9 protein-coding genes and 1 tRNA gene are annotated in these 13,208 nt (G+C 41.1%); all 10 read right to left on the reverse strand.

Annotated features, from left to right (window positions below; translation table 11 throughout):
- Positions 1-29 precede the first annotated feature (29 nt).
- Entirely contained in the window at positions 30-1,928 is a 1,899-nt protein-coding gene (locus tag ACST14_RS05275; RefSeq protein ID WP_459461322.1) for a cytochrome c oxidase subunit I, read from the reverse strand.
- Positions 1,929-1,960: 32 nt separating this feature from the next.
- Complete coding sequence (locus ACST14_RS05280; RefSeq protein ID WP_459461324.1) at positions 1,961-3,055, reverse strand: cytochrome c oxidase subunit II; 1,095 nt, start codon at positions 3,053-3,055, stop codon at positions 1,961-1,963.
- Positions 3,056-3,084: 29 nt separating this feature from the next.
- Positions 3,085-4,446: a quinol:cytochrome C oxidoreductase gene (locus ACST14_RS05285; RefSeq protein WP_459461326.1), complete on the reverse strand. Its 1,362-nt coding sequence runs from the start codon at positions 4,444-4,446 to the stop codon at positions 3,085-3,087.
- Between the two features lie 34 nt (positions 4,447-4,480).
- Entirely contained in the window at positions 4,481-5,089 is a 609-nt protein-coding gene (locus ACST14_RS05290) for a c-type cytochrome (protein WP_459461328.1), read from the reverse strand.
- A 25-nt stretch (positions 5,090-5,114) separates the two neighbouring features.
- Complete coding sequence (locus tag ACST14_RS05295) at positions 5,115-5,633, reverse strand: DUF3341 domain-containing protein (protein WP_459461330.1); 519 nt, start codon at positions 5,631-5,633, stop codon at positions 5,115-5,117.
- A gap of 31 nt (positions 5,634-5,664) precedes the next feature.
- A complete protein-coding gene (nrfD, locus tag ACST14_RS05300) occupies positions 5,665-7,065 on the reverse strand; it encodes an NrfD/PsrC family molybdoenzyme membrane anchor subunit (RefSeq protein ID WP_459461332.1) in 1,401 nt (466 codons plus the stop codon).
- Between the two features lie 30 nt (positions 7,066-7,095).
- The gene (locus ACST14_RS05305) at positions 7,096-10,143 is read right to left on the reverse strand and encodes a TAT-variant-translocated molybdopterin oxidoreductase (protein ID WP_459461334.1); all 3,048 of its coding nucleotides are present in this window, start codon (positions 10,141-10,143) and stop codon (positions 7,096-7,098) included.
- A 45-nt stretch (positions 10,144-10,188) separates the two neighbouring features.
- The gene (locus tag ACST14_RS05310; protein ID WP_459461336.1) at positions 10,189-11,415 is read right to left on the reverse strand and encodes a cytochrome c3 family protein; all 1,227 of its coding nucleotides are present in this window, start codon (positions 11,413-11,415) and stop codon (positions 10,189-10,191) included.
- A 195-nt stretch (positions 11,416-11,610) separates the two neighbouring features.
- A tRNA-Cys gene (locus ACST14_RS05315) sits at positions 11,611-11,684 on the reverse strand.
- 270 nt (positions 11,685-11,954) lie between these two features.
- Positions 11,955-13,181, reverse strand: a complete 1,227-nt coding sequence (locus tag ACST14_RS05320; protein WP_459461338.1) for a metallophosphoesterase — start codon at positions 13,179-13,181, stop codon at positions 11,955-11,957.
- Positions 13,182-13,208 lie beyond the last annotated feature (27 nt).

The raw sequence follows: 13,208 nt of genomic DNA on the forward strand, positions 1-13,208 counted from the left end.
TCGGATGCATCTTTGCTTGTTCAGGTTAATTAACGGTTGTAACTCTCGTTTTGTGCGCCTAATAAACCATCGATATCTTTTTCTTTTGCAATTTCTGCCTCTTCCTCAGGAAGGTTAGAGCTCTTAGTTGCAGAGAATGGAACGTTTTGAGGAATAAAATCTTGCTCAGCACCCGGCTTAGAATAATCATAAGGCCAACGGTATACAGCTGGAATTTCACCTACCCAGTTTCCGTGTTCTGGATTGATAGGAGTAGTCCACTCTAGTGTATTCGAGTTCCAAGGATTCTGCGGAGCTAATTTACCTTTAAAGATAGAGTAGAAGAAGTTCCAAGCAAAGATCGCCTGCGCAGAGAAAGTGATGATCGCTGCGATTGAGATAAATGCGTTCATATCTGTGAAAGCTGCAGCGCTATCATTTCCAAGTGCCGTGAATGAATAGTAACGACGTGGGAAACCTGCAATACCTATGTAGTGCATTGGGAAGAATACTAAATAAACTCCCACGAAAGTGAACCAGAAGTGGATATAACCTAAATTTTTGTTCATTAAACGACCAAACATCTTAGGGAACCAATGGTAAACACCCGCCATCAATCCGAAGAAGGACGCTGCACCCATTACTAGGTGGAAGTGAGCTACTACGAAATAGGTATCGTGTAAGTTAATATCTAAGGCCGAGTTTCCAAGAATGATACCTGTAACACCACCCGAAATGAAGAGTGATACAAGACCGATCGAGAACAACATCGCTGGCGTAAAGACTAAATTACCTTTCCAAAGTGTCGTGATGTAGTTAAACGCTTTCACCGCAGATGGTACCGCAATGATCAAGGTTAAGAACATAAATACCGAACCTAAGAATGGATTCATACCTGTTACGAACATGTGGTGAGCCCAAACAATGAAGGCAAGCACCGTGATTCCCATCATCGAACCGATCATCGCACGGTATCCGAAGATAGGCTTGCGTGAATTAGTGGCAATGATTTCTGAGGTCATACCTAATGCCGGAAGTAATACGATGTAAACCTCTGGGTGACCTAGGAACCAGAATAAGTGTTGGTACAAGATCGGAGAACCACCCATGTTAGGAAGTGCTTGTCCTTGAATGTAAATTTCAGATAAGTAGAATGAGGTACCGAATGAGCGGTCAAAGATTAATAATAATGCCGCTGATAATAATACAGGGAATGATAATAAACCTAAAACAGCCGTAAAGAAGAATGACCAAATAGTCAAAGGCATCTTAGTGAAAGTCATACCACGCGTACGCAAATTAATAATCGTACAGATGTAGTTAATACCCCCCATTAAAGAAGATACGATAAAGAATGCCATAGAGGTTAACCAAAGTGTCATTCCTAATCCCGAACCTGGCATAGCCTGAGGTAAGGCAGAAAGTGGAGGATAAATAACCCAACCTCCAGATGCAGGACCTGTTTCCAAGAACAAGGACGCAAACATGATCATCGACGAAAGGAAGAAGAACCAGTAGGATAGCATGTTAATGAATCCGGAGGCCATATCTCGTGCACCGATTTGTAATGGGATTAAGAAGTTAGAGAAGGTTCCAGAAAGACCTGCGGTTAGCACGAAGAATACCATGATGGTACCGTGCATAGTCACAAGGGCTAAATAAAACTCCTTATCTAGCTTTCCACCTTCGTCGATCCACGCTCCTAAAATAGGACGTAACCATTCTAGTTGCATATCAGGAAAACCTAATTGCAAACGGAAGATGATGGAAAAAGAACCCCCTATAAACGCCCAAAGGATACCCGAAATCAAGTATTGCTTCGCGATCGTTTTGTGATCTGTTGAGAATATATACTTCGTCCAAAAGTTTAGCTCATGGTGCTCATGCTCATGATCGTGTGAGTGATCGTGGGTGTGAACTTCTTCAGCGTGTGATGTTGCAGTTGACATATGAATTTTATTTGCTTCTTTTCTTTGTTAAATTAGTTTACACTTACGGCTTCTGCTGCTGGTGCAGTCGCGCTATCTACGGCCACTGGTTCAGCTAGAATATATTTATTTGCTTTTGCTTTTAAGTTATCTGGAACTTTAGCTAAATAAGTAGGATTAGTTGTTAAGAACGGCTTTTGTTCTGAGCACCATTTTTTATAATCTTCCGGCTCATCTACAAAAACAGTAATGGACATTCCGAAGTGACCGCGGCCGCAAACTTCAGTACAATTTACCTTAAAGTTGAAATCCTTCTTGCCTAATTTAGCCCGCATCTCATCCGTAGAGATAGTGGGTGTAAACCAAAATTTAGTAGGCATACCAGGAACCGCATCCATTTTCACTCGGTGGAATGGTAAATAAACCGAGTGTAATACATCCTGTGCTTTTATTTTTAACAAAACAGGCTTGCCTTTAGGTAAGTGAAGTTCTGTCGCCGTAAAGTCATCAAAAGAATTCTTATCGGTAAAATCAATACCAATATTGTTCGTTTCGTCAATCAATTTATAATTGAAATTACCTAATTGATTATCATCATTACCCGCATAGCGCACATACCATCCGAATTGATGTCCTGTGATTTCAATCACGACAGCATCGCTGGGTGCTTGAGAAGTAATATCTCTCCATGTTCTCCAACCGGTGAATACAAGGATCGCCATGACAATAGCAGGTATAACCGTCCAAATCAATTCTAATTTGTGGTTAACTGGGTAGAATGTAGCTTTTCTGTTTTTATTGTAACGGTATTTGAAAGCAAAGTATAACAACAAGGAGTTCGATACAAAAAACGCTAGCGTTACTACCGCCATAGATATCCAAAACATCGAATCAGTCTTTGCTCCATGTTCTGAAGCTGCAATGGGTAAGAAATCTGGCTTTGCCACCATAAATGACCAAACACCCGCAATCGTTCCTAATGCCCAGAAGATAATCATTCCGTAAGCATTTGCATTATTATTTGAATCTAGAGCGTCATCTGTATTTTCATCTGCAACTAAAGATTTATTCAACTTAATACTTTTACTGATTACGGAAATCGCAAGAGCAAAGAAGATAATTGATAAAAGACCTATTAGGTAAAACATATATGTTGATTTTAATAGAAGTTCAAAAATTAAATATCGTGGTGTAAAGCTTCTGGCAAGAATGGGTGGTTTTTAGCCACTAAACTAGCCTTAGTTAATTCGTCTGAAATCACATAAATGAATACAGAGGCAAACACCGTAACCATTCCAAATTCTACTAAACCATAACCACCATGTTTACCTACAACACCTGGCATAATCATTTGGTAGAAATCAATATAGTGACCAGCGATAATTAAGAAAGCGGCGATTTTTAAGAAAATACGCGTTCTCTTCGCATCACGTGTCATAAGAACTAAGAAAGGCAACAAGAAGTTTAGGATCACCATTAAAATTTCTGAAGTTTTGTAAAGTTTATTATAACCTTCCCAACGCTCTAAGAAATAAATGGTCTCTTCTGGTATGTTTGCATAGTAGATTAATAAGAATTGCTCGAACCAAACATACGTCCAGAAGATAGAGAAGGCAAACATAAACTTGCCTAAATCATGTAAATGATTTTCGTTTACATAGCCCATTAAGCCTTTGTCCTTCAAAAATAAGATGGCTAACACGATTACTGCATAAGTGGTAACATGCCATGAAGAGAACATATACCAACCGAACATGGTAGAGAACCAGTGTGTATCGATCGACATCACCCAGTCCCAAGCAAAGATGGAACTAGAGGCACCGAAGATGACGATAAACGCCGTTCCAATTTTAACTAATTGATGGAAATATTCAGTTCCGCCATTTAAATCTTCTTCGATGGATTTTTTGCGTAACATTTTCCAAAGAAGGATCCATAATCCTCCAAATACAATCAGACGAATTAAGAAGAAGTTTTTATTCAAATAGCCAGACTTCCCTGCAATGATTTTATCATAGTTCGCATTTCCTACTTCCGTTACACCGTGGTGCATCCAGTGGAAAATCACGTCCCCTTTAAACAAGAATACTAAAAGCAAGATAGGTAAGGAGATGTATAAGAATTTAGGGAACGCCTCAGGAACACGTTTCATAACAGATGACCAACCTGCCTTCGTTAAGTACTGTAAAGAAACGAAGAACATCCCGACTACTGCGATACCCGTAAAGAAGACGGCATTTAACCAAACATTCGCCCACACCCGATTTGTCCAATCGTAATGCTCTTCCGCGTCAGGTTGGTGAGAAACTGCTCCACCGGAAACGTGTTCTGCTGCCGCTTCATGTCCCGCTTTTACGGCCTCATGTCCTGCTTCCGCTACTTCGTGACCACCTGCTTCTCCTTTAGATAATAGGTAAATACCAATTATTAAAGCGACAAGGCCTGCGATGAAAGCATATAAAATTCTTTTTTTGCCTTCTAATGTGAAGTCAAAATGCTCTTCTACGTTTGCTGGGGAAAAATGTGAATGTCCCGCCATTTTATTCTCTATTTTAAATGAACTAATTTAAATCTTATTGTTTTTGTAACTCATGTACATAAAGTACGATTTTCCAACGGTTCTCTGAGGAAATCTGTGATCCATGAGGCCACATCCGTCCTTTACCATGCGTAATCACGTGGTAAATATGTCCGTCGTTCACGTCTTTTAATGCATCACTTGAGTAGACAGGAACTCCTTTATATTGTTTAGCAACTAAACCGTCTCCTTTTCCTCCTTCACCGTGGCAGTGTTGGCAGAAACGCTCGTATTGTTCCTTACCTGCTTCAATATTCTCTGGAGTCGCTGATAATGGATTATCTAACAAAGCAGCTGAATAAGAAAGACTATCAACAGGAACTGTTCTCGCTATTAATTCTTGCGCTAAAAAGGCTTGTTGAATACTATCAGCACCCGTATAATTTTTACGAGAAATAGTACCAGCCACGGGGATACGCATGTTCAAACCTAGCGGATTGATTTTATTTGTGTCACCTGCTAATTGCGTCAAAGGCTCGTAACCTACCGAATAATACATATTAGGGGCGTATTCCGTACCCGTATCATTCGGGTCCGTTCCACAGGAGAATAGACCTGCTGTTAGGCCGACTAGTAAAGTGAATTTATGAATAGAATTGAACATATCTTCTTGAGAATTATTCGTTTAATTATTTAACATTTACTTCAACTGCTCCTGAATCCTTCAAGGCTTTCTTGATATCAGCGGCACTTGCTTTGTTTTTGTCCAAATTGATGGCCATCACAAACTTATCATCTGTGGTACGAATATCTAATGGAAGAGTCTTATTACCCGGCCATAAATCATTCGAGATACAGAAGGTAGTTACTAGACCAAAAGCCGTGAATAAAACCGTTCCCTCAAAGGCAATTGGAATCCAGTTAGGAAGAGCAAAGAAATCTTTACCCCCGATAATCATAGGCCAGTCAAATACCATAGTATAGCTGATTAATGCAAAAGTACAGATCATCCCTAAAGTACCGAACATAAATGCCGCGATAGGTAAACGTGTACGCTCATGACCTACGGCTACGTCTAATCCGTGAATTGGAAATGGAGAATATACATCTTCTACTTTGATTCCTTTAGCCTTTACAGCACTTACTGCTTGTAAAACCTCGTCCTCATCGTCGTATACTCCCAAAATGTAGTTAGTTGTCGAACTCATATTGTTTTAATTTCGAATTTGCTTAATAGAATTACTCTTCTGATTTTTTAGTAGGCTTAATGCGTTTAATCGTAAACTCGGTAGAAACGCCCTTCATTACCGCCTTCACTTCCGCCATGTTTACCACAGGTAAATATTTCGCGAATAAGAAGAATAAAGTAAAGAATAAACCGAATGAGAAGATGTAATCACCAATATCATACATCGTAGGTGAGAACATCGCCCATGAAGAGGGAAGGTAATCACGGTGTAATGAGGTAACGATAATGACGAAACGCTCAAACCACATACCTACGTTTACTACAATAGATAAAATAAAGGATACCATTAAGTTCGTACGAATCGCTTTAGACCAGAATAACTGTGGAGAAATTACGTTACACGTCATCATCATCCAGTAAGCCCACCAGTATGGACCAGTAGCCCGGTTCAGGAAGGCATAGCTTTCATATTCTACGCCAGAATACCAAGCGATAAAGAATTCAGTTAAATAAGCGATACCTACTACTGAACCAGTTACCGTGATAACGATGTTCATCATTTCAATATGCTCAATCGTGATATAGTCTTCTAGTTTGAAAACCACACGCGTGATTAACAGTAAGGTTTGTACCATCGCGAAACCAGAGAAGATTGCACCCGCCACGAAATAGGGAGGGAAGATTGTTGTATGCCACCCTGGAATTATAGACGTTGCAAAGTCCATGGATACAATCGTGTGAACCGAAAGTACAAGTGGCGTAGAGATACCGGCTAATATTAAGGACATGTACTCATAACGCGCCCAAGTCTTAGAAGAACCTGTCCAGCCTAAGCTGAAAAAGCCATACCAGAACTTACGTCCCGCTGTAGTCGCACGGTCACGAATCGTTGCCAAATCTGGCACAAGACCCATATACCAGAATAATAAAGAAACCGATAAATACGTCGAAATGGCAAATACGTCCCAAACTAACGGAGAGTTAAAGTTAACCCATAAAGAACCATACGTATTAGGAAGTGGTAAAGCCCAGTGAGCTAACCAAGGACGTCCCATGTGAGCTAAGATGAACGATGCAGCACAAAGTACAGCAAAGATGGTCATCGCTTCCGCTGAGCGGTTGATGGAAGTTCTCCATTTTTGACGAAATAATAATAATACCGCTGAAATCAAGGTACCTGCGTGACCGATACCAACCCACCAAACGAAGTTCGTGATATCCCAAGCCCAACCTACGGTTTTATTTAATCCCCAAACACCAATACCCTGCCACCATGTGTAGAAAAGGCAATAAGCACCATACATGAATACAAGGCAAGAGATCCCGAATGCAATTTTCCATTCTTTCGTAGGCTCTCCTTCTACTTGCTTGCAGATATCGTGGGTAACATCGGAATAAGATTTTCCACCAGTAACTAGTTTCTCTCTTATGGGTGATACAACGTGCGACATATTTTTATTTACTGTTTTACGATTAAAAAATTATGCTTCTTTTTTAGCATCCTTGTTACGAACTTTCTTCAAATAAGAGACATTAGGCTTCACGTTAATCTCTTCAATTACGTGGAAAGCACGACCCTCTTTCTCTACTAGTAACAATTTCGAGATCTCAGATACCGGATCATTCATATCTCCAAATGTAATCGCATTCGTAGGGCATGATTGAGCACAAGCTACTTGAATTTCTCCGTCTACTGGACGACGCTTCTCTTTCTTCGCTTCTAACTTTCCAGCTTGAATACGTTGAACACACATCGAGCATTTTTCCATTACCCCACGTGAACGAACCGTTACGTCTGGGTTGATTACCATACGCCCTAAGTCGTTATTGAAGTGGAAATCGAAGTCATCTGTTTGGTAATAACGGAACCAGTTGAAACGACGAACTTTGTATGGACAGTTATTTGCGCAATAACGTGTACCGATACAACGGTTATACGTCATTTGGTTCAAACCTTCTGTCGAGTGAGTCGTAGCTAATACGGGACAAACTGTTTCGCAAGGAGCGTTATTACAGTGTTGACATAACATCGGTTGGAAAATTACCTCTGGATTATCAGACGCAATCTCTAAACCTTTCATATCTTCTACTTCAGCATCAGATGAATAGTAGCGGTCGATACGCATCCAGTGCATTTCACGACGGTTAATAACCTCTTGGCGACCTACTACAGGAACGTTATTTTCAGCTGAACAGGAGATCACACAAGCCGAACATCCGGTACAGGTATTTAAGTCGATCACCATACCCCACGCGTGGTTATTGTATTTGTGACCGTTCCAAAGCGTTAAATCAGTCGCATCCTTTTCTCCCTCAGACGTTTTCACGCGAGGAGTGAAGCTTCCTGCTTTTGCATTTTTTGCAAAGTCAGCTAACACCGTTTCTTGAACGACTGCTTCACGAGCCATCACCGTTTGGTGCGTTTGCGTTTGAGCGATTTCTTTTGTTTCACCTGTAGCCTTAACGGAAACTCCTTGTGTGCAGATACCTACACAAGCTCCGTTTATTTCTGAGATGAAAGGATAAGCGTTCACACCCACACCGTCAGCAGACTTACCTGCTTTCGTGCGACCGTAACCGATAGCAATCGATACTGTATCTTGAGCTTGGCCCGGTTGAACTAAGACAGGAAGAGATACTTTGTATCCTTTCGCGCTTACTTCTACGACATCACCATGCTTTAAGTTTAATTTAGTGGCAGTTGGTTGCGAGATAGCTGCATAATTGTCCCAACATGCTTTCGAAACTGGCTCAGGGAATTCTTGCAACCAAGGGTTGTTAGCTTGAGAACCTGTACCTAAACCTACTTTTTCGTAAACAGCAATCTCTAAACTAGTAGAAGTAGCTGAATACGTTTTGCTGATAGCAGCTGCCGCAGCGTTCACATCTACAGATGGACTGGCAGAAGAAACAGCGGCTACATTTGGTTCGAATACACCATCATGTAAAGCATTGTTCCAAGCTACTTTACCGCCTTTTAAAATGTTTGTCTCCCAGTTGTTCTCTAAGTATCCGGCAAAATCACCCGACAAACCTGCCCAAGTTAAGAAACTTGATTGCGCCTGACGTGTTTTGAAGATCGTAGAGATCGTAGGTTGAGTTAATGAATAGAATCCAGCTTTAGGTTCTGCATCATTCCAAGACTCTAAGAAGTGAGAATCTGGTGCGATGAATTGACATAAGGAAGCAGTTTCATCTGCACGATCATTTGTCGCTAAGCTTACACCTACTTTAGGAAGCGCTGCTGCAAGAGCCGCTCCCATAGGATGATTGTAAACGGGATTCGCATTGTAGAAGATAACAGCGGCAACAGAACCAGCGCTAGCTTCTTTAATGAAATTAGCCATCTCCATATCGTTACCTTGGCGGTAATTAACAGCTAAGCCTGTATTGATGGTTGTGCCATAAGCGCCTACTAAAGCGTTTGTAGCAGCAACAATTTTTTGAACTTCTGGGTCATTCGAACCAGCTACGATGATCGAAGCACCTTTAGAGGCTACTAAATCTTTCGCTGCTTTTTCTAAGTGCTCTACTTTAACGGAAGCTCCAGCGATGCTAGCTGCTCCTGTTAGTTTTGCTACTGCATTGTATAACGCAACTGCTACTAAACCTTCTTGAGATGGCTTGTAAGAGGCACGGTAATCTGAATTAGCACCTGTATTTGATAAGATTGTCTCAAATTGGTAGTGACGAGACATGTCTTTTTTGCCTCCTTTTTCAGAACTAACACGGCGGGTAATCGCCCATTGTGCAGCGAACTCTGTAGGAGCAATCCATGAACCTAAGAAATCAGCTCCTAAAGAAACAATGGTCTTTGCTTGGCTGAAATCAATGTTAGGTAAAACGCCACCATGTGCTTGTGTTAAACCATAAGCCGGGTTTGCGTCATAAGTAATATGTTGTGTTGTAGGGTATTTCGCAGCGAAGTCAGCGATCACTTTCTTCGTTGTAGGAGAAAGAATGCTGTTAGAAATGATGCGGATTTGACCACCTTTGGCAGCCACCTCAGCTAATTTCGCTGTAAATGCTTTATCTAATTGATTCCAATCAGTTGCTTTACCAGCAGCCTGAGGACCTTTTAATTTCTCATTATCATATAGACTTAAAACAGACGCATGCGCACGACCCGAAAGTACTCCCTTCGAAATGGACGATGATTTATTTCCTTCGATTTTGATAGGACGACCTTCACGAGTCTTAACAAGGATAGAAGCGTAATCGCCACCATCTGTGTAAGTAGACGCGTACCAGTTTGCGATAGTAGGCTCTACATCTTCCGGCTTATTTAAGTAAGGAATCGCATTTTTTACTGGAGACTCACAAGCTGCTAAAGAAACAGCAGCTACCCCAAAACCTAGCGTCTTTAGAAAATCACGACGATGCGTGCCCGCACCATCTACTAAAGAATCTCCTTTCGCATCCGATTCAGATGGCATATTGCCAAACTCATTGTGGATATTTTTGACAAACGACGGCTCATTGGTTAACTCCTCAATCCCTTTCCAATACCTCTTGTTCGAATTTTCCATATAATCTTTCTTATTCAGACTAAAATTGAATCTATTTAATTTCTATTAATAGTGACACTTAGAGCATTCTAAGCCACCGATGTTTTGAACTTTCAAAGGAGTTTTGCTATCCTTATTGTGAACCTCCACTAATTTATCATAGTAAGCATTGCCTTTTGCATTCACGTCCGTTTGACGGTGGCAATCGATACACCAGCCCATCGTAAGTGAAGAACGTTGCTCTACTACTTCCATTTTCTCAATTTCGCCGTGGCAGTTCGTACACTCTAATCCACCTACGTTTGTGTGTTGTGAGTGATTAAAGTAGGCCAAATCAGGTAAGTTGTGAACACGTACCCATTGAATAGGCTCGTCTTTTTCTAAGGCTTTGTAGATTTTTTGAATTTCTGGGGACTCACGCTTGATCGCGTTGTGGCAGTTCATACAAATGTTTGCCGAAGGAATGTTCGCGCCTTTTCCAGCATACACACCTGTGTGGCAATAATTACAATTGATTTGGTATTGACCAGCGTGTAATTTATGTGAGAATTGAATCGGTTGCTCTGGAGCATATCCCTGATGGATACCTATACCGTAAGCTGCATCGATTGTAGCTTTACCACCTAATAATAGGGCCAAAACTAAGATTCCCGTCTTTACTGCCGAATTAGCAGCTAACGATTTTGCGTTCTCTGCAACTCTTTCGAAAAATGGTTTGCCTCCTTCTTGTTGATCTGTTTTAGCTAACTTACTAAGTGAGTTAACAATCGATAATAATGCGATTAGTACAACAACCATGATGATTAATAATCCTACCAAAAGCATTTCCATCATGCCACCTGAAGATGGAGCCGCCTGAGCTGCTGCACCCGCTGCTGGCGCTGCACCTGCTGCCGGAGCGGCTGGAGCTGCATTAGAAGCATCGATGTAAGCGACGATTCCTTTGATCTGCGCTTCAGAGAAGTTCGGATAAGGAGTCATTGCCGCCTTATTGAACTTATTGTACAAGTCATTTGCATACTTGTCACCCGAAGCGATTAATGCTTGAGGATTGTGTACCCACTTAACGATCCATTCGATCGGACGACGCTCGCTAATTCCCTTTAAACCAGGACCTACCAATATTTCGTCAGTGGACGCGTGACAAGCCGCGCAGTTGTTTTTAAACAGTGTTTCACCTTCCGCTGCATCTTGTGCAAACATTGCTGTCGTAGTGGCCAGTAAGATTAAGAAGGAAAATAGAAACTTAACGAGAGTTGATTTTTTGCAACACATAAATATAGTTTTTCTCATATTAATTCAGTCCGCAAAATTACAATTCGATTTTGTAGGAAACAATTAAATCTCCATTCATTTTTTGTATTTTTTTAATTGAATTTATTATTTAGAATTTTTCAAAATAAGCCTTTGGAATAAAATAGAACAATTTTTAGATAAAATTGTATCCATGGCATGGACATAAAAAAACCTTCCAGATTGGAAGGTTTTTGGAGGTTTCGAGCGGATTCGAACCGCTGTAGAAGGTTTTGCAGACCTCTGCCTAGCCACTCGGCCACGAAACCAACTAATAGGGATGCAAATTTAGCTTTTTTTAATATAGGAGCAAAGTTCTGGAAGAAAAAAATAGTGGGCAGTCGTCAGTGGGCAGTGGGCAGTCGTCAGTCCGGAGGGATTGAGTCCGGAGGGAACATTCATCATTCACCATTTACCATTTACCATCTCTACTCTATACTCTCTTATCTCTAATCTAAGCCAGTCGTCAGTCCGGAGGGATTGAGTCCGAAGTCCGGAGGGAACAATCATCATTCACCATTTACCATCTCTACTCTCCTTTATGATAAAGTAAAAACCGAGATTTCCGGCGGCATCCCCACTCTACCCGGATATCCTAAATAGCCATAGCCTCGGTTCACATAGATTTGCTGCTCGCCTTCTTGGTATAAACCAGCCCATTGCTTGTATACATATTGGGCAGGGGACCAGCGCATTTCGGCTATTTTAACGCCAAATTGTGTTCCATGCGTATGGCCTGCAAAAGCCACATCTATGTCTTTGTATTTTTTGGTAACCTCCGCATTCCAGTGATTTGGGTCGTGAGATAGCAAGAGTTTCGCAGAAGCTTCTTCTGTTCCTTTATGCGCCTTCTCGAGGTTGCCATACCAAGGGAAGCGACCTAAGCCGATGTTTTGAACCCCAATAATGGCTAATTTTTCTCCTGATTCTTCTAAGAAGCGATGTTCATCCATTAATAGATCCCAGCCTAGTAATTCGTGCGCTTTCATTAAGTCTTTCAAATTTTGTTTTTTGGCTTCTGGGCTATTCCAACGAACATAATCACCGTAATCGTGATTGCCCAAGGTACTAAATACGCCTAAAGGTGCTTTGACCTTATTGAACACATCGAAGTAATTTTGCACCTCTTTGGACTCATTATTTACTAAATCGCCGGTGAAGAAAACGACATCCGGTTTCTCCCGCATCAGCATCTCCACGCCCCCTTTCACAGCCGTTTTATTGAAAAAAGAGCCCGTGTGAATGTCGGAAATCTGTGCAATTTTTAGTCCTTTAAATGCTGAAGGAAGCTGGGGGATTTTAAGAGGAATATTTTCCACGGTGTAATCATGGGCTCCAGAAATAATGCCAAAAGCAAAGGTCGCTGCCGGTACCGCTCCCACCGCTAAAGCAGCTTGAGATAGAAATTCGTGGCGAGAGATGGCACTGGGGTCTTTTTTAAGGATCTTTTTTGTCCCCCATCGAAAAAAGCGGGTGATGTCTTCTACTAACAAGAAGATAATAATAAACAGTTTAGTGATAACGGAAATCATCACGATCGCCATAAAAGTGATTCGAATTTCATTTTTCCAAGCGTTCAGAGGCAACGCATTATAGGAAACGATTCCTAAAAGGATGAAAGCTGTGAAGCCCCAAAAAGTATATTGGGCAGTCCTTTGTATGCTTTTACGTGAATTACGAAAAGCAGTTTTCACCGCCATCCACACATAATAGTCAAGAGCTAAAATCACAATACTGATAAAAGGCACAAAAAACATTTTATTCATAGGTCTCTAACTATCTTTGCAATTCAA

The sequence above is a fragment of the Aquirufa sp. A-Brett2-15D genome (assembly GCF_054558735.1).

Bases quoted from the DNA above. Each gene is read 5' to 3' on its own strand.
- ACST14_RS05275 (WP_459461322.1), bottom strand. From the start codon at position 1,928: ATGTCAACTGCAACATCACACGCTGAAGAAGTTCACACCCACGATCAC.
- ACST14_RS05280 (WP_459461324.1), bottom strand. From the start codon at position 3,055: ATGTTTTACCTAATAGGTCTTTTATCAATTATCTTCTTTGCTCTTGCG.
- ACST14_RS05285 (WP_459461326.1), bottom strand. From the start codon at position 4,446: ATGGCGGGACATTCACATTTTTCCCCAGCAAACGTAGAAGAGCATTTT.
- ACST14_RS05290 (WP_459461328.1), bottom strand. From the start codon at position 5,089: ATGTTCAATTCTATTCATAAATTCACTTTACTAGTCGGCCTAACAGCA.
- ACST14_RS05295 (WP_459461330.1), bottom strand. From the start codon at position 5,633: ATGAGTTCGACAACTAACTACATTTTGGGAGTATACGACGATGAGGAC.
- nrfD (WP_459461332.1), bottom strand. From the start codon at position 7,065: ATGTCGCACGTTGTATCACCCATAAGAGAGAAACTAGTTACTGGTGGA.
- ACST14_RS05305 (WP_459461334.1), bottom strand. From the start codon at position 10,143: ATGGAAAATTCGAACAAGAGGTATTGGAAAGGGATTGAGGAGTTAACC.
- ACST14_RS05310 (WP_459461336.1), bottom strand. From the start codon at position 11,415: ATGAGAAAAACTATATTTATGTGTTGCAAAAAATCAACTCTCGTTAAG.
- ACST14_RS05320 (WP_459461338.1), bottom strand. From the start codon at position 13,181: ATGAATAAAATGTTTTTTGTGCCTTTTATCAGTATTGTGATTTTAGCT.